The 24635-nt window shown below is 67.2% G+C and carries 24 protein-coding genes; 11 read left to right on the top strand and 13 right to left on the bottom strand.

Features of this window, described 5'->3' with window-relative positions; translation table 11 throughout:
- Nucleotides 1–76: 76 nt before the first annotated feature.
- From AB0L57_RS13675 to AB0L57_RS13660, 4 genes are all read left to right on the top strand, one after another.
- Nucleotides 77–802 carry an enoyl-CoA hydratase gene (locus tag AB0L57_RS13675; protein WP_364961129.1) on the top strand — a complete coding sequence of 242 codons (726 nt, stop codon included), beginning with the start codon at nt 77–79 and terminating at the stop codon, nt 800–802.
- 14 nt (nt 803–816) lie between these two features.
- Nucleotides 817–1953, top strand: coding sequence for an MBL fold metallo-hydrolase (locus AB0L57_RS13670; protein WP_364961371.1), 1137 nt, complete (start codon nt 817–819; stop codon nt 1951–1953).
- A gap of 32 nt (nt 1954–1985) precedes the next feature.
- Nucleotides 1986–2264, top strand: a complete 279-nt coding sequence (locus tag AB0L57_RS13665; RefSeq protein WP_364961127.1) for an antitoxin — start codon at nt 1986–1988, stop codon at nt 2262–2264.
- Nucleotides 2265–2355: 91 nt separating this feature from the next.
- On the top strand, nt 2356–4689 hold the full coding sequence (locus AB0L57_RS13660) for an ATP-dependent DNA ligase (protein ID WP_364961125.1): 2334 nt from the start codon (nt 2356–2358) through the stop codon (nt 4687–4689).
- A gap of 46 nt (nt 4690–4735) precedes the next feature.
- Here AB0L57_RS13660 and AB0L57_RS13655 read toward each other — a convergent pair whose 3' ends face one another.
- From AB0L57_RS13655 to AB0L57_RS13630, 6 genes are all read right to left on the bottom strand, one after another.
- Nucleotides 4736–5401 carry a DUF6861 domain-containing protein gene (locus AB0L57_RS13655; RefSeq protein ID WP_364961124.1) on the bottom strand — a complete coding sequence of 222 codons (666 nt, stop codon included), beginning with the start codon at nt 5399–5401 and terminating at the stop codon, nt 4736–4738.
- 230 nt (nt 5402–5631) lie between these two features.
- Nucleotides 5632–6363: an energy-coupling factor transporter transmembrane protein EcfT gene (locus tag AB0L57_RS13650; RefSeq protein ID WP_364961122.1), complete on the bottom strand. Its 732-nt coding sequence runs from the start codon at nt 6361–6363 to the stop codon at nt 5632–5634.
- The gene (locus AB0L57_RS13645) at nt 6360–8465 is read right to left on the bottom strand and encodes an ATP-binding cassette domain-containing protein (protein ID WP_364961120.1); all 2106 of its coding nucleotides are present in this window, start codon (nt 8463–8465) and stop codon (nt 6360–6362) included. The genes AB0L57_RS13650 and AB0L57_RS13645 overlap by 4 nt, the downstream gene beginning before the upstream one ends.
- A 38-nt stretch (nt 8466–8503) precedes the next feature.
- On the bottom strand, nt 8504–9976 hold the full coding sequence (locus AB0L57_RS13640) for an NAD(P)/FAD-dependent oxidoreductase (protein ID WP_364961119.1): 1473 nt from the start codon (nt 9974–9976) through the stop codon (nt 8504–8506).
- A 67-nt stretch (nt 9977–10043) separates the two neighbouring features.
- Nucleotides 10044–10823: a metallophosphoesterase gene (locus AB0L57_RS13635; RefSeq protein ID WP_364961117.1), complete on the bottom strand. Its 780-nt coding sequence runs from the start codon at nt 10821–10823 to the stop codon at nt 10044–10046.
- A 210-nt stretch (nt 10824–11033) separates the two neighbouring features.
- On the bottom strand, nt 11034–11546 hold the full coding sequence (locus tag AB0L57_RS13630) for a helix-turn-helix domain-containing protein (protein ID WP_364961115.1): 513 nt from the start codon (nt 11544–11546) through the stop codon (nt 11034–11036).
- An 89-nt stretch (nt 11547–11635) separates the two neighbouring features.
- Between AB0L57_RS13630 and AB0L57_RS13625 the strand changes: the two genes are divergently transcribed.
- Nucleotides 11636–12295 carry a dihydrofolate reductase family protein gene (locus AB0L57_RS13625; protein ID WP_364961113.1) on the top strand — a complete coding sequence of 220 codons (660 nt, stop codon included), beginning with the start codon at nt 11636–11638 and terminating at the stop codon, nt 12293–12295.
- Between the two features lie 53 nt (nt 12296–12348).
- Here AB0L57_RS13625 and AB0L57_RS13620 read toward each other — a convergent pair whose 3' ends face one another.
- On the bottom strand, nt 12349–13119 hold the full coding sequence (locus AB0L57_RS13620) for an alpha/beta hydrolase (protein WP_364961111.1): 771 nt from the start codon (nt 13117–13119) through the stop codon (nt 12349–12351).
- 77 nt (nt 13120–13196) lie between these two features.
- Between AB0L57_RS13620 and AB0L57_RS13615 the strand changes: the two genes are divergently transcribed.
- Complete coding sequence (locus tag AB0L57_RS13615) at nt 13197–13721, top strand: PadR family transcriptional regulator (protein WP_364961109.1); 525 nt, start codon at nt 13197–13199, stop codon at nt 13719–13721.
- A 70-nt stretch (nt 13722–13791) separates the two neighbouring features.
- Here AB0L57_RS13615 and AB0L57_RS13610 read toward each other — a convergent pair whose 3' ends face one another.
- The 4 genes from AB0L57_RS13610 to AB0L57_RS13595 form a co-directional block, all read right to left on the bottom strand.
- Nucleotides 13792–14586, bottom strand: coding sequence for an RNA pseudouridine synthase (locus tag AB0L57_RS13610; RefSeq protein ID WP_364961107.1), 795 nt, complete (start codon nt 14584–14586; stop codon nt 13792–13794).
- A gap of 76 nt (nt 14587–14662) precedes the next feature.
- Nucleotides 14663–16456, bottom strand: coding sequence for an acyl-CoA dehydrogenase (locus tag AB0L57_RS13605; protein WP_364961105.1), 1794 nt, complete (start codon nt 16454–16456; stop codon nt 14663–14665).
- A 76-nt stretch (nt 16457–16532) separates the two neighbouring features.
- A complete protein-coding gene (locus tag AB0L57_RS13600) occupies nt 16533–17108 on the bottom strand; it encodes a helix-turn-helix domain-containing protein (RefSeq protein ID WP_364961103.1) in 576 nt (191 codons plus the stop codon).
- The gene (locus tag AB0L57_RS13595; protein WP_364961101.1) at nt 17105–18325 is read right to left on the bottom strand and encodes a cytochrome P450; all 1221 of its coding nucleotides are present in this window, start codon (nt 18323–18325) and stop codon (nt 17105–17107) included. Before AB0L57_RS13595 ends, AB0L57_RS13600 begins: the two co-directional genes overlap by 4 nt.
- Nucleotides 18326–18483: 158 nt before the next feature.
- Here AB0L57_RS13595 and AB0L57_RS13590 point away from each other — a divergent pair, with 158 nt between their 5' ends.
- The 3 genes from AB0L57_RS13590 (at nt 18484) to AB0L57_RS13580 (ending at nt 21117) form a co-directional block, all read left to right on the top strand.
- Nucleotides 18484–19947 carry an amino acid permease gene (locus tag AB0L57_RS13590; RefSeq protein ID WP_364961099.1) on the top strand — a complete coding sequence of 488 codons (1464 nt, stop codon included), beginning with the start codon at nt 18484–18486 and terminating at the stop codon, nt 19945–19947.
- A gap of 159 nt (nt 19948–20106) precedes the next feature.
- Nucleotides 20107–20670: a C40 family peptidase gene (locus AB0L57_RS13585; protein WP_364961097.1), complete on the top strand. Its 564-nt coding sequence runs from the start codon at nt 20107–20109 to the stop codon at nt 20668–20670.
- Between the two features lie 171 nt (nt 20671–20841).
- Complete coding sequence (locus tag AB0L57_RS13580; protein WP_364961095.1) at nt 20842–21117, top strand: hypothetical protein; 276 nt, start codon at nt 20842–20844, stop codon at nt 21115–21117.
- 45 nt (nt 21118–21162) lie between these two features.
- On the opposite strand, the gene AB0L57_RS13575 is transcribed toward AB0L57_RS13580, so the two are convergent.
- Nucleotides 21163–22038, bottom strand: coding sequence for an MHYT domain-containing protein (locus AB0L57_RS13575; protein WP_364961093.1), 876 nt, complete (start codon nt 22036–22038; stop codon nt 21163–21165).
- 319 nt (nt 22039–22357) lie between these two features.
- Here AB0L57_RS13575 and AB0L57_RS13570 point away from each other — a divergent pair, with 319 nt between their 5' ends.
- Nucleotides 22358–22804, top strand: coding sequence for a nitroreductase family deazaflavin-dependent oxidoreductase (locus AB0L57_RS13570; RefSeq protein ID WP_364961091.1), 447 nt, complete (start codon nt 22358–22360; stop codon nt 22802–22804).
- 62 nt (nt 22805–22866) lie between these two features.
- The gene (locus AB0L57_RS13565; RefSeq protein ID WP_364961089.1) at nt 22867–23346 is read left to right on the top strand and encodes a MarR family transcriptional regulator; all 480 of its coding nucleotides are present in this window, start codon (nt 22867–22869) and stop codon (nt 23344–23346) included.
- Here AB0L57_RS13565 and AB0L57_RS13560 read toward each other — a convergent pair whose 3' ends face one another.
- The gene (locus AB0L57_RS13560; RefSeq protein WP_364961085.1) at nt 23347–24573 is read right to left on the bottom strand and encodes a cytochrome P450; all 1227 of its coding nucleotides are present in this window, start codon (nt 24571–24573) and stop codon (nt 23347–23349) included.
- Between the last annotated feature and the right edge of the window lie 62 nt (nt 24574–24635).

Here is a 24635-nt window from a genome sequence, read left to right as displayed (position 1 = left end):
ACAGTGGATACCGACCGGCGGGTGCGTATCGAGTGCCGCCGGATCGAACACACCGCGCGAATGGGGAGAGGTCAGGATGCTGGCAGTGAGCCGGGATGGTGACGTGGTCACCATCGAATTGCAGCGCCCGCAGCGCCGCAACGCCCTCAACGACGAGTTGGTGGCCGCACTGCGGGAGGCCGTCACCGCGGCGGCGGTCGATGCGCGGGTGATCGTGCTGACCGGGCAGGGGCCGATCTTCAGCGCCGGCGCCGATCTCTCGGGCGTGTACTCGCAGGATTTCCTGGACTCGCTGCGCGACCTGCTGGCGACCGTCGAAACGGTGCCGGTGCCGGTCGTCGCCGCGATCAACGGTGGTGCGCTGGGCGCGGGTGTGCAGTTGGCGCTGGCCGCCGATCTGCGGGTGATGACCCCGGACTCCTATATCGCGGTACCGGCCGCGAAGCTGGGCATCTCGGTGGACGGCTGGACCATCCGGCGGCTGACCGCGCTGATCGGCGGTGGCCCCGCGCGCACGATGCTGATGGGCGCGGAGCAGGTGACCGCTTCCGACGCATACACTTTCGGCTTCGCCAACCGCATCGGCACCCTCGCCGACGCGCAGGAATGGGCGAAGTCCATCGCTGAGCTCGCGCCGCTGTCGCTGCGGCATCTGAAACTGGTTTTCAACGACGACGGCACCCGAGTGGCGGACACCGTCGAACAGCGAGATGCCCTGGAGGCCGCATGGCGCAGCGCCGACGCAGAGGAAGCTCGGCTGGCACGGGAGCAGAAGCGCTCGGCGAAGTTCGTGGGGCGCTGATGGGGGCCACCGGAATGGTCGCCGCGGCCCGCCGTGCCGCGCTGGCAGCGGCCGGGGTGGTCGGACTGCGCTGGGTGGCCCGCGCGGCCTGGCGGATTCCCGCTGAGATGGGCGCATCCGCCGCCGCCGTCGCGCCGCTGGCCGCCGGATCGGCGAGCTATCGCAATCGGCAGTTCCACAACACCGAGCCGAGTTCGCAGATCGTCGCCGGCTCCGGGCTGTCGCTGCTGCTGTCGGCGCTCACCCGGCGCGATGTGGGGCGGCCACCGGCCGATATCCCCCTGGCCACGGCCGGTTATCCGGAACAGGCGGCGGATCTGGCCGTGACCTGGTTCGGCCACGCCACCGCACTGATCGAGGTGGACGGCTATCGCGTTCTCACCGATCCGGTGTGGAGTGAGCGGGTGTCGCCGTCGCCGCTGGTCGGCCCGGCGCGGCTGCATCCGGTGCCGGTGCCGCTGTCGGCGTTGCCGCCGGTGGACGTGGTGGTGATCTCGCACGATCACTACGACCACCTCGATCGCGAGACCGTGCGCGCGCTGGTGACGAGTCAGACGGCGCCGTTCGTGGTGCCGATCGGCATCGGCGCGCATCTGCGCAAGTGGCGGGTGCCCGAATCGCGCATCATCGAATTGGATTGGGGCGCATCGACATCCATCACCCGGCCCGGTCGTGAGGAATTGACCGTGACGTGTACCGAGGCACGGCATTTCTCCGGCCGGGGCCTCACCCGCAACACCACGCTGTGGGCGTCGTGGGTATTCGCGGGGCCGAATCGGCGGGCCTACTTCGGTGGCGACACCGGCTACACCAAAGCCTTCGCCGAGATCGGCGCGACCTACGGTCCGTTCGATCTGACCCTGCTGCCGATCGGTGCCTACGACGTGCACTGGCCCGATGTGCACATGAATCCGGAGGAGGCCGTGCGCGCTCATGCCGACGTCTGCGTCGGCGACGCACATCATGGGACGCTGGTCCCCATTCACTGGGCAACCTTCAATCTGGCCTTCCACGGTTGGTCGGAACCGGTGCGCCGGCTTGTGTCGGCGGCCCATGCGGCGGGTACTCCGGTAGCAGTGCCGATTCCCGGGGAGCGGATAGATACCAATGCGGTATCACCGCAGGTCCCGTGGTGGGAAGATGTGCGTTAGAAACTCAATCTACGAGTGGAGGAGTGGGCCTCATGAGTTTGATGGACACGCTGAAAGGTCTGGTGGGTAAGGGGCGCGATGCCGCCTCCGAGAACGCCGAGAAGATCCACGGAGCCGTCGACAAGGCCGGCGGTTTCATCGACGAGAAGACCGGTGGTAAGTACTCCGACAAGATCGGCAAAGGCACCGACGCCATCAAGAAGGGCATTCCCGAGCAGGGCGGCAGCACTCCGCCCGCCGAACCGCCCGCCGCGCCGCCACAGACTCCACCCGCCACTCCGCCGCAGGCACCGCAGCCGCCGGAGGCGTGAGCGAGGCGGAGTCGCCCCACCGATTCATGACGGGTCCCGTTTCGGAGGTTCATTCCTCCGGCGGGGCCCGTTGTCGCTTTACACTGCGGATATGGCGGCGCGCCGCGATTACGGGGGTATCGAGGTCGGTCTGACCAACCTCGACAAGGTCCTGTATCCGGCGACCGGCACCACCAAGGGGGAGGTGGTCGACTACTTCACCACCATCGCCCCGGCGCTGCTGCCCCATATCGCCGATCGCCCGGTCACGCGCAAGCGGTGGCCGAGCGGTGTGGACGCGTCGTCGTTCTTCGAGAAGAATCTGGCCGCGCACGCCCCGGCCTGGCTCGCGCGCCGCCAGATCCAGCACTCCGATCGCCGGGTCACCTATCCGCTCATCGATTCGGTGGCGGGGCTGGCTTGGATCGGGCAGCAGGCGGCGCTGGAAATCCATGTACCGCAATGGCGTTTCGCCGGCGCTCGCCCCGGGCCGGTGACCCGGCTGGTGTTCGATCTGGATCCGGGGCCGGGGGTGGGACTGGCCGATTGTGCGGTGGTGGCCCTGTGGATTCGCGATACCGTGCGCGATGCCGGACTGGACGCGTATCCGGTGACCAGCGGGAGCAAGGGGATTCACGTCTATGTGCCATTGGATCGGGTGCTGAGTTCCGGTGGTGCGTCCACGGTCGCCAAACAGCTGGCCACCGGTTTGGCGCAGCTGCATCCGGAGCTGGTGACCGCGACGATGGCGAAGGCCGCCCGGCCCGGCAAGATCTTCCTCGACTGGAGTCAGAACAACCCGTCGAAGACCACCATCGCGCCGTATTCACTGCGCGGCCGCGAGCATCCCACCGTCGCGGCGCCGCGCAGCTGGGACGAGATCGAGGATCGGGAACGACTGCGCCACTTGACCTTCGGTGAAGTGCTCGAGCGGTGGCGCGCGGACGGCGATCTGCTGTCCGGTCTGGATCGGCCGCCGGATGCCGATGCCGAGCCGCCGGATCCGCTGGGTACCTATCGCTCGATGCGGGATGCGGACCGTACCCCCGAACCGGTTCCGGCGGGCCGGCCCGATCCGGGACCGGGGGATCGTTTCGTCGTGCAGGAGCATCACGCACGGCGGCTGCACTGGGATGTGCGGCTGGAACGTGACGGTGTGCTGGTGTCGTGGGCGGTGCCCAAGGGCCCACCGACGGTGCCGTCGGAGAACCGCCTGGCCGTGCACACCGAGGATCATCCGCTGGAATATCTGGACTTCCACGGCGATATTCCGCGCGGTGAGTACGGCGCCGGTCGGATGACGATCTGGGATTCGGGCACCTACGAGACCGAGAAGTGGCGTGCGGACGAGGTCATCGTGCGATTCCACGGCCGGCGGCTGAGCGGGCGGTACGCGTTCATCCGCACCGGCGGTACGCAGTGGTTGATGCATCTGATGAAGGCGCAGGTCCACGACCCCGGTGACGTCGTGGGCCACGATGCGCCCGCCGACGATGCGGAGGCCGTGGGCGGTGGGACCGGGACGCGCGGCGGCGCCCGTGCGGCCGCCGCCGCGATGCCGCGCGGTCTGGCACCGATGCTCGCGACCCCCGGTGATGTGACGAAACTCGATGGGCGCGAATGGGTTTTCGAGACGAAGTGGGATGGATTCCGGATCGTCACCGAGATCGACCGAGGTGCGCTCGTGGTGCGCAGCCGGGCCGGGAACACCGTGACCGATCGCTATCCTCGGCTGGCAGCGCTCGGCCGGGAGCTCGGTGAGCACCGAATCGTCCTCGACGGTGAGGCGGTGGTGTTCGACGAGCGCGGTGTCGCCAATCTCGCACTGCTGCAATCGAATGCGGCGCAGGCGGTACTGGTCGCGTTCGATGTGCTGTATCTGGACGGCACCTCGCTGCTGCGCAAGCGCTACACCGATCGGCGGCAGGTGCTCGAGGCCCTGGCGAAGCGCTCACCGGCGCTCTTCGTTCCGCCGCAGCTGCCGGGGCCGGGCGTCGACGCGCTGGCGTACAGCCGCGAACACGGGCTCGAGGGGGTGGTGGCCAAGCGCAAGGATTCGGTTTACCTGCCGGGGCGGCGCGGGCAGGCGTGGATCAAGACGCGGAACTGGCGCACCCAGAACGTTCTCGTGGGCGGCTGGCGACGCAGTGCCGCAAGGGAATTCGCCTCGCTGCTGGTCGGCGTGCGGCACGAGGGGCAGTTGTACTACATCGGCCGGGTCGGCACCGGATTCGGCGATCGCGAGATGGCGGAGCTGAGTGCTCGGCTGCGCGAGATGCGCCGTGACACCAGTCCGTTCGCCAATGAGCTCACCGCGGACGAGCGAAAGGATGCGGTCTGGGTGACTCCGCAGGTGACCGGCACCGTGCGGTACATGAATTGGACGGAGTCGGGGCGGTTGTGGCATCCGGCCTGGTTGGGCACGGACAAGGAATCAGGTCGGTAGTGGCACGGCGCCGCGTGGACGCCGTGCCGGTCGCCGGGCGGGCAGCTCAGTAGGTGAGCCCGCTCCACTTACTCGTTCCGGGCGCCGCGTTGAGCGTGTCGACGAGGTCCATGGCGGCGATGACCAGGGTCGGTCCCCCGACCACGACGGTCCCGATGATGGCGCCCACACTGGCGCCGGTGATGAATCCCGGAATCGCGCCGATTCCGCCCGCCAAGGCTCCGACCACCAAGCCGATCGCCGCGCCGATCGCCGTTCCGACGAATCCGCCGATGGCGGTGGCGATCCCGAACTGTGTCGCGAACGCGTTCATCGCGCTCTGGTTCTCGACCAGTGATGCCACCGGTGTGAGCTGCACGGGATGGGCTCGAGCCGAATCCTTCACCGCTGTCAGATCGAGGACCCGCGCATCGTCGCGAATCTGGTGCGGCAGTGGGTATTCCAGTCCATCCTGCCGGAAGGACAGGGGAAGGGTGACCAGAGCATGGCCGGCGGTATCGGTGATATCGACCGTCCGGCCGTCGGTGCCGATCCGGAAGAAGCCACCGTCCAGCGTGGTTTCGACGGTGTTCCCGATCAACTCGGTCCGGTAGTGCACCGAGGGGGTGCCGCTATCGGCGTGGACGGTTCCTGCCCCGAGGGCAACGGCCACCACTGCCGGCAGAACGACGGCAGCGAACTTGCGCAGAATCATTCCGGTTCCAATCTTCATCAGAAAGAACATTCGGGCAGCCGTAGACGACGCGCGCAGAGAACCCACAAACCCCCGACGTCAACACACAAGTGCGCGTGAAACCGTGGTCCGGCTAACTCACGGAGGTAACCGTACCTTCACCCGGTCATAAAGTTCAGCGAATTCATGTCTCTGACTAGGTGATTCGAAAAGTCGAGCGAGTTTGCCCGTTTCGAGCGTTGATCGCCGACTGTTTGCGGGTGGCTCGATTACAGCAGAACAGCCAGCGCCGCGGCGCCGCCACAGACCACGATCACCACGGTCAGAGCCACGAAATCGGCGCGGCCGGGCGTGGCCGGATGGGCGGTGAGCTCACCCGTGCCGCCGCGGGCGGTGATGGCCTCGCCCAGCTCGCCCGCTCGGCGGGTCGACACCGCCATGGCCGCGGTGAGGATGTCCACGAGCGGATTCGCCGATGCGCGATTGCCGTCCTTGGGGCGTAGCCGGCGGGCCGCGCGCAGAATGCGGATCTCATCCATCAGCAGCGGCAACCCGCGCAGCGTCAGCGCCACCACGACGGCCCACTCGTCGACCGGGATTCGCAACCGGCGCAGCGGCGCCCCCAATTTCGCCAGGGCGGGCGCGATTTCGCTCATGGGTGTGGTCCAGGTGATCAGGAACGAGGTGCTGAGCATGATCAGCGCGAACACGGTGATCTGGACATAGCGCAGCACTCCCGCGCCACCGGTGGGGAGGGTGAGCAGACCACCCAGCAGGATCAGCGCCCAGAACCACCACGGGAACCGGGGCAGTGTGCCGAGCGGCAAACGCGCCAGCACAGCGATCATCACCACGAACGCCACCATCACGCCGAGTACCGGCCACGAGGGCAGGAACATCAGCAGTACGCTGATTCCGAACGCGGCGATCATCTTGGTACCGGCCCACAATCGATGGATCGGGCTGTCGACCGGAACCACCCGCAACAACACGACGCTCATCGCGCACCTCCCAGTGCGTCGCCGCGCTCGCGGCGCGGGGTGACGGGCGGTGCCGGAACGGGGTCCGTGGCGGCCATCGTCTCGAGAATCTGCCCCGACCGCAGGTGAACCGTGCGGTCGCAGACATTCTCCATATCGGCCACGTCGTGTGAGATGACGATCAGTGTCAGTCCCGAATCACGTAGCCGGGCAAGAAGTTCCACCACTTCGGTGCGGCCCTGCGGGTCGAGTCCGGCGAGCGGCTCGTCCAGTACCACCACCTGGGGGCGGCTCGCGACGATCGCGGCGAGCACCACCCGTTTGGCCTGACCGCCGGACAGTTCCTCGATCGAACGCGATGCCATCGCACGGTCCAGTCCCACCGCGTCCAGCGCGCGGCCCACCGCACCGGAGCCGGTGCCGTGGCCGCCCCAGTCCTCGATCTCCGCGCCCACGGTCTGGCGCTGCAGTTGCAGCCGGGAATGCTGGAAGGCCAGTTCGACCGAGCCGATGCGTCTGTGGACCGGTCGCGTGCCGGAATGATCGCGCACCCGGCAACCGCCCGAGGTCGGTACCACCAATCCGGCCATGATCCAGGCGAGTGTGGATTTACCGGAGCCGTTACCGCCCACGACCAGCAGTGTCTCGCCGCGATACACGGTGAGGTCCACACCGCGCAGAGCTGTTTCGGCCCACGGGGTGGCTCGGTTGTAGGTGTGGGTGACCCCGCGCAGTTCCAGCACCGGCTCGCCGATCGGGCGGCTGCGCAGGCTGTGGGCCGGACGTGGCCAGCTCGGCAGGCGCTCGACCTGGCGCCCGCCGGACAGGTGGATGACCCGATCCGCCGCGGCCGCATCGGCCTCGTGATGGGTGACCAGGACGACAGCCATCTCGTGCCGGGCCGGCAGACCGGACAGCAGCGATACCAGATCGCGGCGGCCGTCCGGATCGATCATGGAGGTGGCCTCGTCGGCGACCAGCAGTGCCGGATTGCGGGCCAGCGCCGCCGCGACCGCCAGGCGCTGCTGCTGACCGCCGGACAGCGACGTCGTCTCGGCACCGCCGAGGCCGCCGAGCCCGACCTCGCACAGCAGGGCGTCGATATCGACCGCGCGGGCCTCCTCGGGTGCCAGCCCCCACACCACATCGTCGGCGACGAGGACGCCGAGCGTCTGGCTCTCCGGCCGCTGCAGGACCAGAGCGGTGCCGCCGATCCGGCCGAGCCCGGCCGAACCCGGGCGTTCGACGACGCCACCGGTCGGCGGGCGCCCGGCGAGCAGCCGGGTGAGGGTGGATTTACCGGACCCGTTGTGGCCTACCACCGCGACGAATTCCCCGTTCTCGACGGTCAGATCGACGTCGGTCAGTGCGTCGGCGTGCGCACCCGGATACCGGAACGAGACACCGCGCAGCCGCACGGGCAGCGGTGCGATCGGCCGATCGTCCGCGGGTGCGTCCAATTTGTCGCGCCCGGGCAGCCATTCCAGGCGGTCGAGTACCGAGCCGAGAACGAACCAGGACAACAACGCGGTCAGCACGATGCCCACGAAGACGGCCACGCCGATGTAGAGCCACCACCAGGCCAGCACGCTGTCGGTGACCGTGATGACCAGCCGGCCCAGCGATTCCAGGTGGGCTCGCTGGGTCAGTACGTGGTCGATGCCATCGGCGATGTTGCGGACATTGTCGAAGACCAGCCGCCGCGACGCCGAGAACAGGAACAACATCCCGACCGAGAACGCTGCCCAGCACAGACCGGCCAGGGTGGCGGTGAACAGCACCATGAACAGCCCGCGGTGCCGGCGTTTCACCGTGCCGATGATGCCGCCGATGGTCGCCGCACCGACCAGGGTGGCGGCCGGGACCAGCCCACCCGCGACGAAACTCACCAGAGTGGCCGCGATCGTCGCACCGACGGTGGCTCGCAGCCGGTATCGCTGGGCGAGCAGACCCATCGGCACCGCCGCGACCATGTTCAGCGCGGCGGCATAGGGCACCACCGAACCGATTGTCACCAAACCGACGGTCACCCCGCCGAGGACCGCCGCGGTGGCGAGTTCGATGGGGCGTAGCGAGCCGTGATGGCGATACGGCTCGTCGCCGGTGCTGGAGGGCGCGGTCACGGCTCAAGTCTGCCAGCACCGGCAGCGCCGGGGACGGGTCATCGGATGCCGATCGAATCGGGGAGGCCGGTCAGGTAGTCGGCCGGATCGAGGGTGCGGGTGCGCAGCCGGTAGGCGGTGACGGTGCCCGGCCAATTGTTGGTGATGCGGCCGGCGGCATTGCGATACCAGCTCGAGCAGGCGGTCCACGGGGTACGCAGCAAGCGCCGCTGGAGCTGTTCGTCGAATGCGGCGGCCGTCTCCGGGCGGACCTCCAGCCGGGAGTGGGGGTGGTCGCTCAGATAGCGCACGGCCTGGCGGATGTAACGAGCCTGACATTCGATCATGTAGAGGATCGAGCCCGTGCCCAGATTGGTATTCGGGCCGTACATCAGGAACATGTTCGGAAATCCGGGTACCGCCATGCCGAGATAGGCGCGCGCACCCTCGTCCCACATCCGGTCGAGCTCGACGCCCTCGCGCCCGAACACCTTTATCGGCCAAAGGAATTCACTGCCCTTGAAACCGGTGCCGTAGACGATCACATCGGCCGGGTGGACGGTGCCGTCGGCGGTCCGGACTCCCTCGGGCACCACCTCGGCGATATGTTCGGTCACCACGTCGACATTCGGGCGTACCAGTGCGGGGTAGTACTCGTTGGAGAACAGCACCCGTTTGCACAGCACCGGATAGTCCGGGGTCAATTTCTCCCGCAGTCGCGCATCGGGGATGTCACCGCGCAGGGCCCGGGTGCCCAGCCAGGTCGCGATGCGCCGGATCGGCGGGATGGCGGTCAGTCCCAAGGAGAAGAATTCCAGGAAGCACCACACCCACAGCCGCTGGGCCAGCCGCAGTCCGGGCACATGCCGGAACAGTGCGTGATGCATCGGTCGATAGTTGCGGTCGGTGCGGCGCACCACCCAGGCCGCGGTGCGCTGGAACAGGGTCAGCCGCTCGACCTCCGGCGCGATGGCGGGCACGAATTGGATTGCGCTGGCACCGGTTCCGATCACCGCGACCCGTTTGCCGGTCAGCTCCACGCTGTGATCCCACTGTGCCGAATGGAAGGAAGGACCGGTGAACGTGTCGATTCCGGCGATATCCGGCATCCGCGGCCGGGAGAGCTGACCGACCGCGCAGATCAGCACATCGGCGGTGCGGTCCGCGCCGTTCGCGGTGCGGACCGTCCAGCGCTGCGCGGATTCGTCGAACCGGGCCTCGGTGACCTCGGTGTCGAAGACGATCCGATCCAGCAGTCGATATTTCACCGCCACCGTGTGCAGGTAGCCGAGAATGTCGGCCTGCCCGGAGTAGCGATGCGGCCAATCCGGCTTCGGTTCGTAGGAGAACGAGTACAGCGTCGACGGCACATCGCAGGCGGCGCCCGGATAGGTGTTCTCCCGCCACACCCCGCCCAGATCGGCGGCCCGTTCCAGGATGGTTATCTTGTCGAATCCGTTGCGCTGCAGCTCGATTGCCACACCGAGGCCACCGAAGCCTGCTCCGACGACGATGACCGACGGCGTGGACATACGCGCTCCTCGAGCTCGAGAAATGTATCTCTCACTGTAGGCGCGTGCCACCGGCCGGGAGGCCGGTTCAGCAGGGCTGGACCGCGATCCGCCCGCCCATCGGCACGGTCCGCACGACGGTGGTGAGCCGCCCGTCGTCCACGGCGTGCAGCAGCACCGAGGGGTCCGGCGCGTAGTCGATCGGGACCTCTCCCGGGGTGCGGACCTCCCAGGCGCCGCCGATCGCCGAGGCGACGCTGGGCGCCACCACCAGCGGGCGCCCGCCGAACAGGGTGGTGCCCATGGCATGCATGTGTCCGGCGAGGACACCGAGGATCCGGCGGTCGTTCGCGATCAGGTGTTCGAGTCGCTGCGGATCGGCCAGCCGGATCGGATCGACGACCGTGGAGAACATCGGCATCGGCGGATGATGCAGCGCGATCAATACCGGGGCGTGTGCGGGTGTGCGGTCCAGCAGCCGGTCCAGCCAGGCATAGGTCCGTTCACCCAGCGCCCCGCCCCCGGAACCCGGAATGGTGGAGTCCAGCATCGCGACCGTCAGTCCGCCGACCTCGACGGCCTGGTTGATCGGCCCCTCCGGCGCCGGCGCATCGAGCAGGCCGAGGCACAGATTCGTGCGATCGTCGTGATTGCCCGGCAGTACGTACATCGGAATATCGGTGCTGAGTACCTTGCGGGCCTGTTCGTACTGGGCGAGCGTGCCGGAATCGGTGAGATCGCCGGTGACGAGGACAGCGTCCGGCCGGCGCGGTAATCGCTCCAGGTAGCCGAGCACCGTGGCGACACGTTCGGCATTACGCGGGGTCAGATCGAAATGGGTATCGCTGATCTGTGCCAACAGAATCATGGCGTCCGCTTTCTCGTGGGATCGCACCGTTGCGCCCGTCACCGGGTTGCGGCCGTGCGCGAACCCGCGTGAAATCCCTGCGGCAGCGGCTCTGAGCCGTTCGCATCGGTCGCCTGTCGTGCCACCGGGGCACCTATTCAGGGTAGAAGCATCACGGTGTGTAGTCTGCATGACGCTCGCCACGTCTTATAGCGGTGAAGTATTGCTGGATCACGCTCGCGTTCCGGTGCCGCTCTGCCGTGCGAGCACGTCTTCGTACGCGTCGGTCAGCCGGGTGGAGGCCGGCTGCTGCTGGGGGTGGGGGAGTGGAACGCCCAGGTAGATTTCGCGAAGCTCATCCATGAGGTCGGCGGTCAATTCCGGTGAATCGGCGAGAAGCTGTGCGCGAATCGTGAGCTCGGGTGTGGTGTCGCGGTACTGCGCGCCCCATCGTCCCAGTGCCACCATGATCGGCACGGTGTCGATGCCCGCGGCGGTGAGCCGATAGGCGGCCTTCTGTCCGCGTACCGCGTCGTCGCGGGTGAGCAATCCGGAGGCGGCCAGTCGCTGCAGGCGATCGGCCAGGATGTTCGACGCGATGCCTTCGTCGTTGCGGGACAACAGTTCCCGGAAATGCCGGCGTCCGCCGAAGATGATGTCGCGCAACACGATGATCGTCCATTGATCGCCGAGTACTTCGACGGCGGCATTGATCGCGCAGCCCGAGCGCGGGCTCCGGAACATCTCTCCACCTCCACAGTGATTGCGAAACACAACTCCACTACCCTATGCTCCGTAAAGCGATTGTGAAACGCAACCACTTAGGGAGAACCATGTCGCGCCGCCCCAGAGTTCGTGTCGATCTGCTCAACGTCTCGCTGGACGGTTACGCCGCCGGCAGCACCGTCACTTTCGATGAACCGATCGGTGGCGCGAGCGAGTTGTTCGGCACATTCGACGGCCGGGTCATCGCGGGCGTCCACACCGCGGATGCGCCGATCACCGCTGATCGCACCTTCACCAGCGTCTGGGGGCAGGGTGTCGGCGTGGAGATCATGGGCCGCGGGAAATTCGGGCCGCAGCGCGGTCCGTGGCCCGCCGACGGGTGGCGTGGCTGGTGGGGTGACGAGCCGCCGTTCCGGACTCCCGTCGTGGTCCTCACCCACCACGCCCACGAACCGATCACCTTCGACAACGGGACCTCGTTCCACTTCGTCGACGCCGATGCCGCCGGGGCACTCGACCACGCGACCGAACTCGCCGACGGCGGCGACATCCGTATCGGTGGCGGGCCGTCGACCGTGCGCCAGTTCCTGGAATCGGACCTCGTCGACTTCATGCACCTGGCGATCGTGCCGGTGGTTCTGGGCGGTGGAACCTCGCTGTGGGCAGGGCTCGGCAATATCCACGAGCGATTCGACATCGAGTCGGTGGCAACGCCGAACGGGGTCGTGCACCAGTTCTGGAACCGTCACGGACGCAGTGGCGAATAGCGTTCCGCCACGGACGGTGTCGGCATCGTGCCCGGCGGCCGCGGGATCGACCTTCAGGCCAGGAATTGGCCGATGATCTCCGCGGTCTCGTCCACGTGGCTCAGGTAGAGATCGTGTCCGGCGCCGTCGATCACCGCCAGTTCGGTGCCGGGTCGCCGCCGGATCATTTCCCGGGCGTGCTCCGGCGGTACCACCGGGCTGTCGCCGCCGAGTAGTAGTAACGCCCGGTGTGAGCTGCCGGTCCAGTCCGGCCACCAGTCGCCGGTGACGCCGCGCTTGGCCGCCCGCATATCCGGTGCGTTCCACAGGAAATACCAGCCGCGCTCATCTTCCACGGCGCTTTCCTGGAAGTGCGGTATCGCGTCGGGCCGTCGCAATCGCCCTATGGCGTCCCGCATTTCGGTCAGGCTGGAGAACCGGTCGGGAAGCTCGTCCAGCCAGGGATCGTCGAATACGCCCGCGAACGCCGGAAAGTCCAGGGCCACAAATGATTCGACCAGGTCCGGGCGCTGTGCTGCCAGCTGGTAGGCGTTGATGGCGCCCAGGGAATGGCCGATGATCGGCACCGGGCCCAGGCCCAGTTCTTCGATGACGGCCGCGGTGTCGGCCACGAATGCCGTGCGCGAATAGTCGCCGGGCTTGTCGGACAGACCGTGGCCGCGCTGGTCGACGGCGATGATTCGGCGGTTCAGCCGATGCGCCAACGGCATCCAGCCGCGCCCCCGGCCGTAGACACCATGCAGTGCCAGCACCGGACTGCCGGGCCCGCCGGAATCGACGTAGGCCAGCCGGACGCCATCGGGGGTGGTGAAGTAATCGCTCATGCGACTAACTCTAATCGAGACTCTCTAATCGAGGCAACTCTTTTAGAGATATGTCGATTAGAGAGTAGGGTGGGCGCATGCTGGAGCTGAGCATCTTGGGCTTTCTCTACGAGCAGCCGATGCACGCCTACGAGCTGCGGCAACGCATCTCCGGATTGTCGGGGCACATCCGGCCGGTCAGTGACGGTGCGCTCTATCCCGCCATCAACCGGCTGCGCGCGGCCGGAATGGTCGACAAACAGGCAGACGCCGGAAGCGCCAGGCAGCTGCTCGTGCTCACCGAGGCCGGGCGCGCGGAGTTGTTGCGGCGGCTGCGCGACCCGTCCGAGGTGGAGATCACCGATCGAAACAACTTCTTCGTCCTGCTCGCTTTTCTCGGCTACCTCACCGATCCGGCCGAGCAGGTGGCGGTGCTACGGCGGCGGCTCACCTTCTACGAGCAGCCCGCCAGCTGGTTCTACGAGCAGGGACGGCCACTTCGGGCGGCCGATATGACCGATCGGTTCCGGCGCGGCATGCTCACCCTCGGCGCCGCCACCCGCCGCGCCGACAAAGAGTGGTTGCGCACCCAGATCGCGGAGCTGGAAGCGGAAATCGATTGACGCGGGCGGCTTTTCGGGCTGTTCCCGGTCCGCGATTCGATGGCGTGCCGGCTGGAGCGGGCGCCGCGGATCAGCGGTCTCCGGATCGGTGATTCCCGGCCACCGCACCGAGGTCGTTCGTGATCCCTTCGAGCAGGGCGGCCGGGTCGTCGACGATCGGGCCCGCGGGAGTGCCGAAGAAATCCTCGCCCGGGGTGGCGAGCAGGGTGAGGTTCGGGTCGGTGCGCCAGGGGGCTTCGAGGCTCAGTGACCAGGAGTGCAGGTGGGTGCGCGAGTAGGCATCGGATTTGTCGAACAACGGATCGCCGGCGATGGGGTATCCGATCCAGGCCAGGTGCACTCGGATCTGGTGGCGGCGGCCGGTGATGGGGCGGACCAGGACGAGCGTGTGCCGGTCCGTGCGGGCGATCGTGCGGAACTCGGTGCGGGACGGATAGTTCTTCCCTGCCAGCAGATCGCCGTCGGCAACCGTCCAGGTGTCGTTCTCGCGGCGGATCGTCTCGCGCGGGGCCGCGATGCGCACCCGGTTCTTGCGGCCCACACTCAGCGGCAGGTCGATGACGCCGGTATCGGGTACATCGGTGGCGGGGGTGATCACCAGATACCGCTTCTCGGCGGTCTGCTTGTTGAACTGCCTGGTCAGGCTGCCGTGTGCGCTGAGCTCCTTGGCGAACAGCACCAGGCCCGAGGTGACCTTGTCGATCCGGTGCACCGGATACAGCGTGCGGCCCTCGGCCGCGGCGAGCTCGACCATATCGGTGTCGTGCCGTTCCCCGGTCACGGCGATGCCGGCGGGCTTGTTCAGCGCGATGATCGCCTCGTCCTCCTCGACGAGGCACTGCTGCGCCAGCTGCGTCCATCCCATCTCCACCAGGCCAGACTAGAGGGCGTCGCAATGTCCGATTGTCGCCAGGAGGCGGTACGGCGACCGTGCCGATGTGCTAGAGCCAGGCGTCGTCCAGGTCCAGGGTGGTGCGGTCCATTCCGTCCAGAAGATCGAAAAGTGGTGCGGTGCGCGGCAATTCCCAGTGATAGAAGTAGCGCGCCGCGACCCGCTTACCGCGATGGAAGTCCTCGGTCCCGCCGCTCGCGGCCACCGCCTGCTCGAGCCAGATCCAGGCCAGCACCACATGTCCGAACGCTTCCAGGTAGGCCGACGAATTGGCCAGCGCCGCTTCCGGGTTCGCATCCCGCCAGACCGTCGCGGTGGTGGTGGCGATCCGGCCGGCCGCCGCGGCCAGCGCATCGGCGAAGTCGCCGAGTTCGGCGTCGCCGGTGGCGCGGGCCCGATCGACGGTTTCGCCCATGGTGTCCAGCAGCAGTGTCAGCGCCGCCCCGCCGTCGGCGGTCACCGCGCGACCGAGCAGGTCCAGGCTCTGAATACCGTGTGTCCCTTCGTGAATCGGGTTGAGCCGGTTGTCGCGGTAGTGCTGTTCGACGTCGTAGTCACGGGTGTAACCGGCGCCGCCGTGCACCTGGATGGCGAGGTCGTTCGCGGCCAGGCACCACTGGCTCGGCCAGCTCTTGGCGATCGGGGTCAGTACCCGCAGCAGCAGGCCCGTGTACTTGGTCTCCTCGGCGTCGCGGGCGCTGCGCTGCCGGTCGATCAGGGTGGCGCAGTACAGTTGCAGGCCCAGCGCGCCCTCCGCATAGGCCTTCTGCGCCAGCAACATTCGCCGGACATCGGGGTGCGCCACGATGGGGATCTGCCCGCCGCCCTTCGCCGCCACCGCCCGGCCCTGCGGCCGATTGCGGGCATAGTCGAGGGCCTTGAGATATCCGGTGTAGCCCAGTGCGGTGGCGGCCAGGCCCACGCCCAGCCGGGCCTCGTTCATCATGTGGAACATGTAGGTGAGCCCGCGATTGGGCTCGCCCACCAGATAGCCGATCGCACCCGATTCGCCACCGGGGGTGAAGGCGCCGTCGCCGAACACCGGAGCGGTGTTGACCGTGCCCCGCCAGCCCATCTTGTGATTGATCCCGGCGAGCACCACATCGTTGCGCTCGCCGAGCGAACCATCTTCGGCGGGAAGGTATTTCGGCACGATGAACAGCGAGATGCCCCGGGTGCCGGTATCCGAACCCGGGATGCGGGCGAGTACCAGATGCACGATGTTCTCCGAGAGATCGTGATCGCCCCCGGAGATCCACATCTTGCGGCCGAACAGCCGGTAGCTGCCGTCACCGGCGGGCACCGCCTTGGTGGTGATGTCGGCCAGCGACGAGCCGGCCTGTGGTTCCGACAGCGCCATCGTGCCGAACCAGCGTCCGGTGAGCATCGGGCGCACGAAGCGGTCGATCTGTGCCGGATCGGCGTGCGCGGCCAGCAGATTCGCATTGCCGATGGTCAGCAGCGCGTAACTGGCGGTGGCCACATTGGCGGCATAGAACCAGGACATGCAGGCGGTGAAGACGGTGTGTGGCAACTGCATGCCGCCGATCCGCTCGTCCATCGCGGCGCCGACGAATCCGGCGTCGCCGAACGCCGACAGTGCCGCCGCCACCTCGGGGATGATGTGCACCTTCTCGCCGTCGAAGGTGGGTTCGTGCAGGTCACCCTCGCGATTGTGCGGGGCGAAGTATTTCTCGGCCAGTTCCCGGCTCAGTGCGAGGACCTGGTCGAAGGTCTCCCGGCTGTGCTCGCGGTAGCGCTCGCGCTCGGTCAGCCCGGTCACGTCGAGCCACTCGTAGAGCAGGAAGTCGAGATCGCGCGCGGACATGATGAGCGAATCCATACCACCAGCCTCGTGGGCCGGGACGCCGTGCGCAAGGGACCGGGTGACGCCGATTCCGGGAACGGCTTCCTGCCGGTCAGCGGTGCGGGACCAGTAGCGGTGCGAGGAAAAGCTCGAGCATCGCACGTTCCTCGCTCTCGTTCTGCCCCGGTACCGTGAGCAGTGAGACGATGATCCGGGTCAGCCAGCGTGCCAGCAGGGCCGAATCACGTGCTCCCGGCAGAGTTTCCGGATCGAACAGGGATCGGCCCATGGCCTCGATGACCTGGGAGGTCTGCGCCATCTCCAGCGTTCGCCCGGCATCGTCGGGCCGGAACCAGGCGATCAGCAGGGGATCGGAGCGCACCGCGCGCAGGCTCGCGAGCACCCCGGCCACCGCGCGCTCGCCCGGATCGCCGATCGTCGCGATATCGGCGGCCACGGTGGCGCCCACCCGCCGTGCCTCGCGGTGCACATAGGCCAGCTGAACCGCCTGCCGACTGTCGAAATAGCGGTACAGCGTGGCGCGTGAGCAGCCCGCCGCCTTGGCGATGTCGCCCATCTGGGTAGCCGCCACACCCTGCTCGGCGAACAGCCGGGCCGCGGCGTCGAGAACACGTTCGGCGGCCTGCATCGACCGTGGCTGAGCCAGCCAGTCCCGCCCGCCGGTCATGCGCCCGGGACGAACGGGACACTGACGGGCCAGCGCACGTAGTTGCCCTGGGTGTAGCGCACCGCGTCGAGGTCCACCGTGAAATCCGGGCAGCGGGTCAGCAGTTCCCGCAGTGCGACGGTGGATTGCATACGCGCCGCCGCCGAACCCAGGCAGTGATGGTTGCCGTTGCCGAAGGTGAGGATGTTCCTCGGATTCCGGGTGACATCGAGTGTGCTCGCGTCCGAGCCGTATTCGTCCTGGTCGTGGTTCGCCGAGGCGTACAGCATCAGTACGCGCCGGCCCGCGGGGATGGTGACGCCGTGCAGTTCCACATCGCGGGTGGTGGTACGGGCCAGCCCCTGCACCGGTGAGGTCATCCGCAGGAATTCGTCGACCGCGCCCGGGATCAGGTCCGGATCGTCGAGCAGGCGCCGGCGCTGTTCCGGTTCGGTGGTCAGCAGTTGCACCGCGCCACCCAGGTTGCCCGTGGTGGTGTCGTTACCGCCGGTGATCATCGTGAAGGCGAAGCCGATGATCTGCAGGATCTCGCCGACATCACCGTCCGAGCCGAGACCCGAGGCCACCAGGTGGGAGACGGTGTCGTCGGCCGGTTCGAGTTTGCGCTTGTCGATCATGGCGATGAAGTACTGCGACAGCTCGCCGATCGCGTCCTGCGCGTGCGCGATACCGCCGGTGGCCGACGCCGCGACGATCGCCTCGCTCCAGCCGTCGAACTTCGCCCGGTCGGCCTCGGGCACGCCCAGGTAGTGCGCCACCACCATGGTCGGTAGTGGTTTGAACAGCTCCACCGAGATATCGCCGCCACCCGCCGCGCGCAGACTTTCCAGCCGCTCGATCACGAACTTCTCGACCGCGGGCCGGATCTCCTGCACCTGCCGGGGCGTGAATCCCTTGGCGACCCGGCGGCGGAAGACCGTGTGCTCCGGCGGATCGGTGAAGACGAAGGGGCGATTCTCTCCGAGCCCGATCTCGCTGAGGTTGTTGTAGTCGACCGTGAGCCCCTGCGCGGAGGAGAAGGTCTCCGGATCACGCACTGCCGCATACACATCCGCGTACCGGGACAGCACGTAGTAGTCGTCCTCCGGCCGCTGTGCCGGCACCACACGGTGGACCGGGTCGGATTCGCGGAGTGCGGCGTACATCGGCCACGGGTCGCGCCAGGTGTCCCCGGAGCGCAGCGTGAAATGAGCTGGATGAGACATTGCGGTGCTCATGTATCGAATGTAAGACAAATCAAGGTATATGTCTAGAACTTGTTTCAGTCAGATGGCATCGAGCCCGGGATGCCGACGTCCGCTCGACCGCCGCGCGACCCGGGACGGCCGTGGGTACTGTGAGTCCATCCGCGCCGCCCGGAGGACAAGGAGCGCCCATGCGAAGCGGCCCCGCTCTGCGAGAATTCTTCCGGCGCAAGCCGATCGACCAGATCACCGAGGAGGCCCCGGCGAATCTGCGTCGCACGCTGGGGTTGTGGCAACTGACCGCGATCGGTGTCGGCGGCATCATCGGGGCCGGGATCTTCGCGCTGGCGGGTTCGGTCGCCCACGACACCGCGGGGCCGGCGGTACTGCTGTCCTTTCTGATCGCCGGTGTGGCCAGTGCGGCCGCCGCGCTGTCCTATGCCGAATTCGCCGGCCTGATCCCGCGCGCCGGATCGGCCTACACGTACGGATACGCCGTTCTGGGTGAGCCGGTGGGCTGGTTCATCGGCTGGGATCTGCTGCTCGAGTACACCGCGATCGTGTCGGTGGTGGCGATCGGTATCTCCGGCTACATCCAATTCCTGTTGGGGCAGTTCGATGTCGCGCTCCCGGACTGGATGCTGGGTGCGCCGGGAACCGGGCACGGACACGTCGTGGATCTGTTCGCGGCACTGCTGTGCCTGCTGATCGCCGCACTGCTCAACCTGGGGATCCGGGCGGCGGCGCGGTTCGAGACCTTCGTGGTGGGCATCAAGATCGCGGTCGTGCTGGTGGTGATCGCGGTCGGGTTCTTCCACATCGATACCGCGAACTATCACCCGTACTTCCCGTTCGGTGCGTCCGGCGCGGTCACCGGGGCGGCGACGGTGTTCTTCGCGGTCTTCGGTTACGACGCCATGTCGACCGCCGCCGAGGAGGCGGTGGACGCGAAACGGCATCTGCCCAAGGCGATTCTGCTGTCGCTGGCCATCTCCATGGTGCTCTACGTGCTGGTGTGCCTGGTGCTGACCGGGATGCAGCGCTACACCGAAATCGATCCGGAGAGTGGACTGTCCTCGGCCTTCGCCTCGGTCGGCCTGCCGGGACTGGGCAGCCTGATCGCCGCCGGTGCGATCGTCGGCATCATGACGGTGCTGTTCACCTTCATGCTCGGCGCCACCCGCGTCTGGTACTCGATGAGCCGAGACGGGTTGCTGCCCGCGTGGTTCGCCAAGACCCACCCGGTCCGGCAGGTGCCCACCCGGATCACCTGGATCGTCGGGGTCGCGTCCGCGGCGATCGCGGGCTGGCTGCCGATCGGCCAGGCCGCCGAGCTGACCAATATCGGAATCCTGCTGGCGTTCATCGTGGTCTGCGTCGCGGTGATCGTGCTGCGCTACCGCCGGCCCGATCTGCCCCGCGCCTTCCGTACCCCGGGGATGCCGGTGGTGCCACTGGTCGGCATCGGGTTCTCGATCTGGCTCGTCACGTATCTGCAGCCGGCCACCTGGTTGCGATTCGCGATCTGGTTCGCCATCGGGCTGGTCGTCTACTTCGCCTACAGCCGCCGGCACTCGTTGCTGGCCGTGCGTGCCGCGGACCGGCCGGAAGCCGCTCTGGATCAGGGATTGTATCGAGATACAAGAGAAATCTGACAGTTTTCTCATATTTATCGGTTCGTTATACGAATTGGTGTGTTCGTATTTGGTTTACGCGCGTTCCTGGCGAATCATTGCTCCCCGGATTCGACGATCGACTGATCACCGTGGTGTTTGCTCAATCTGCTCTCGATACGAGATTCGGAGGAACGCATCATGGCAGGAACCGATGAGGGTCGATGTACCCGTATTGCGCGTCGTTTCGCCTGGTCAGCAGCGGCAGCGCTGATCGTTCTCCCCGGCGTGACGGGATTTGCGGGCGCGGCGCAGGCGGATTCACCATTACCCGCCCCGGTCATACCCGGAATTTCTCTGCCGCCCGGCTTCACAATTCCAGGACTGTTCCCAGGAAATCCGCCGCCGGCAGCACCGATTCAATCGATCGGTGAGCGAGCGCTCGCGGCGGCGGAGACCAAGCTCGGATCGGCCTACATCTCGGGTGCGGCCGGCCCCGACTCCTTCGACTGCTCGGGTCTGGTGCAGTGGGCATATCGGCAGGTGGGGGTGGACCTTCCCCGCACCAGCTACGACCAGCTCGCCGCCGGCACGCCGGTGGACACCGATGCGCTGCGGCCCGGCGATCTGGTGTCGTTCTACGGGGGCGGTCATTCGGCGCTCTACGCCGGTGACGGGACCGTGGTGCATGCCGCCGGAAGCGGTTCCGGCGTGGTGCGTTCACCCATTTCGCAGATGCCGGTGACAGGGGCCCGGCGCTACTGAACCGGTACGGGGTCCGGTACGGTCATGCCACGCGGGCCGGGTATGAGATCTACGGTTCGAATCCGTTGCGGGGATATGGTGCGCGACAATGTGACGCGAGGTTACTCATAATTGTCCCGCAGTATCTGTCGGCACCGTTTGCCCGGCAACGCGAATCGTGGAGGAGGGCCGGTGGCCGACACCCCGGTGCACGGCGACGACGACCCGTTCGGACCGATCCGTCCCTCGGACGCGGTCGACGGATGGGACCTGGCCGGTGATGCGTCGAAGTGGTGGCTGGTCAAGGATTTCGGTTCCGCTCGCGGTTCGGTCCAGCCCACCACTCGCACGACGTGCGCGTGGCGGATCACGGATTCCGATGGACGGATGGTGCGCGAGGTCAGCGCGCGGTCGGTCGCCGATGCCAGATCGGCTGCCGACGAGTGGATCCGGAAAACGGCCGGCTGAGCTGCCCCTCCCTCGTGGTGCTCGGCCGGCCGCCGGATGTCGTGGTTACCGGTGCGGAGTCCGCCGCTTCGAATTCGCCTGCAGGCTGAACGCGGGTGCCGGACGCGCCGCGGGCGCATCCTCGGACTGCGCGCGCGGCCAGGCGCGGCCGCTGTCGGCGAGTTCGAGATCATCTGTCGCCGTGTCGGATTCGCGACGCGACGGGGCGTCGATCTCGGCCAGGCCCACCAGCACGATGAGCATCATGGTGACCAGCGTGACCACCATGATCAGCGGGGTCAGCAGCTGAACCGAATCGACGCCGGACTGCTCACCCATACCGTCCATCCGGTGCGCCTGCATGGATGCCATTCCGGTGTAATGCATTCCGCACACCGCGATACCCATGATCGCCGCCGCGCCGAAGGTCGCGGTCAGTCCGCGCACGTGCAGGACGAACCACAGCGCGGCGGTCGCCGCCACCACGGCGATGACCAGCGACAGTGCCACCAGGCCGGTGCGGTATTCGATGTGCGCGCCGGAGTGCATGGCGTACATGCCGAGATAGTGCATGGCGGCGACACCGAACCCGGTGATCATGCCGCCCAGCGGCAACGCGATCACCTCGCGGTGTCCGCGTACCACGATCGACAGTCCGGCCCAGACGACGATGATCGCGATCGCCGCGCTGAGCAGGGTCATGGGTACGTCGTAGCGGATGCTCGCGCCGTGGATCGAGAAGCCGAGCATGGCGGTGAAGTGCATGACCCAGATGCCGGCACCGCCGAGTGAGATCGCGGCGGCGATGAGCCAGCCGCCGGGCCATCGTGAGGCCCTGGCGTGGGTGGCGCAGCGCAGTGCCAGTACCGATCCGATGAAGGACATGACGTAGGCCAGGACCGGGGTGACCCAGCCATGGTTGAAATGGTCGAGCTCGAGCACGAGGTCTCCATACAGCGAGAGAGGGGGTTATCAATTCGTGACCGGACGATAGTTCACCTGGCACATGATCGTGGGGGATGCCGGTCGGTATCCGGGTCGTCCGGTGGTGCCGCACTGATGGTAGATGCCGTGGTGACTCCGTTCACGGGGTGTATGCACGGGGTTTGCCGGGCGGTCCACAACAGGCTCGTCCGTGGATGGGTTCTGGCGCACTTGTGTCACCGCGAAGTCCGGTGTCCCGACGCTGTGCGAGACCATACTGTTCGGATATAGTATGGAAATCATAGGATATGGTTCTCGAAACAGCGGAGGTCTGGAGATGGATGCGGAGCGGTATCGCCGGATGGTCAACCGGTTCAATCCGGTGGTCGTGGGGCTGCAGCGGCTGGGGCTCGGATTCGGTCCCATGCGCTTGCTCACGGTCGCCGGGCGGCGCAGCGGGCAACCGCGGACCTTCCCGATCGCGGTGAATGAACTGAGTGGTGGGCGCTACATCGTGCAGGCGTATCCGAAGGCGGCATGGGTGGCCAATGTGCGGGCGGCGGAATCCGTCACCCTGGGTAGCGGGCGGCGGGCCTCGACCGCGCGCCTGGTGGAGGTTCCGGTCGAGCAGCGCCGGCCGCTGTTGCGGGAACTGGTCGCCGCGGGGCCGGCGAGTGTCGGGAATCGGTTCGTCACAACCGGTTTGGCGCAGGACGCCACACCCGACGGGGTGGCGGCCGCCGCGGAGCGTATCGCGGTGTTCCGGGTGGAATCGCGACGCTGAGAAATTGCTGCTCCGGCTCGGGATATCATACGAAAGTCGTATGAACCGACCCGGAGGGATCGATGGCCACACAGGCGGACCCGGCGGCACGGCGGCGGCTGGCCGTCGCCGTCAAGGACGCGCTGCGCGAATTGAACATCCAGCTGTCGTTGCTGAATCGGCGGTTCGGCGGGCGGGTGGAAGTCCGCGATGCGGATTGGACCTGCCTGGATCTGATCAACCGGCGGGGTTCCATCTCGCCGAGTGCACTGGCGCGGCTCACCGGACTGCATCCGGCCACCCTCACCGGCATTCTGGATCGATTGCAGAAGGGGGGCTGGATCGTCCGCGAGCGCGATCCCGAATCCGGCGATCGCCGCGCCGTCACCCTGCGAGCGGTGCGGGAGCGCAATGCCGAACTGTTCCAAGTCTTTTCCGGTATGAATCAGCGGATGGACGAGGTGCTCGAACGGTATTCCGATGCGGAGCTCGAGGTGATCGCGGACTTCCTGCGGCGGACCGGGACCGCGGGATCGGATTCCGCGGACGAACTCGGTAGTTGATCAGCCGTGCGGCCGGACCGGTAGTTCGGTCATCCCGCGGATCAGCAGGCTGGGCTGCCAGCTCGGAGTGAAATCCGGTGCCACGGCCAGCTTCGGGAAGCGGTCCAGCAGCGCGGTGAAGGCGATGGTGGCCTCCAGCCGAGCCAGTGGTGCGCCCACACAGAAATGGATCCCGTGCCCGAAGGCCATGTGCCCGGCGATATTTCGGGTGATATCCAGTTCGCCCGGCGACGAGTAGCGATCGGGATCGTGGTCGGCCGCCGTGAGGGCGATATAGACCAGTTCGCCCTCGGGGATGGTGGTATCGCCGAGGGTGACGGGCTCCGCGGTGTAGCGCAGGGTGGCCCAGCCGACCGGTCCGCTGATGCGCAGGAACTCCTCGATCGCGGTGGGGATGGCATCCGGATCCGCGCGTAGCGCATCGAATTGGCGGCGGTCGCGCAACAGTGCGTAGGTGCCGTTACCGATCAGATTGACGGTGGTCTCGTGCCCGGCGACGAGCAGGAGGAACGCCATGGCGACCAGTTCGCCGTCGGTGAGCCGGTCGCCCGCGTCGGATTCGTTCGCCAGGCCCGAGAGCAGATCGTCACCGGGGTGGATCCGCTTGTCCGCCAGCAGCTTTCTCAGATAGCCGGCCATCTCGGTGGAGGTGCGCCGGCGATCTTCCGGCCCGCCGACCGCACCGACCAGGATCTTGGTCCAGCCCTGGAAGTCCTCCCGATCGCCGTACGGGACGCCGAGTAGTTCGCAGATCACCGTCACCGGCAGCGGAGTGGCGAAATCCCGGAGCAGGTCGGCCTCGTCGTTGCCTGCCATCCCGTCGAGCAGCTGTGCGGTGATCTCCTCGATGCGGGGACGCAGTGCCGCCACCCGCCGCGCGGTGAACGACTTGTTCACGAACTTTCGCAGCCGGGTGTGATCCGGCGGATCGGTGTTGAGCATGTGGTAGTTCAGTGACTGCATATCGGAGAGCAGCAGTGAATGATTGCCGTTGCGCTGGAACAGTTCGGCCGCGCCGAGGGCATCTTTGCGCAGCCGCGGATCGGTCAGTGCCGCGCGCGCCTCGGCGTATCCGATCACCACCCAGCACGGAACCCCGTGCGGGTGGGTCAATTTCACGTGGTGGACCGGTCCGCCGGCCCGCCACCGGTCGTAATACTTGTGCGGGTCGTCGTGAAAGTCCCGGTCCACCAGCTCGAGCTGGGTGGATGTATCGGTTTCGGCCATGACGTTCTTCCTGTTACCCATCCCGGCGGACGCTCCCCACGGTGTCGGACGGATGCAACGTT

The sequence above is a fragment of the Nocardia sp. NPDC052254 genome (assembly GCF_040679495.1).
Lineage (GTDB): Bacteria > Actinomycetota > Actinomycetes > Mycobacteriales > Mycobacteriaceae > Nocardia.
This window is presented reverse-complemented; position numbering and strand designations above follow the sequence as displayed.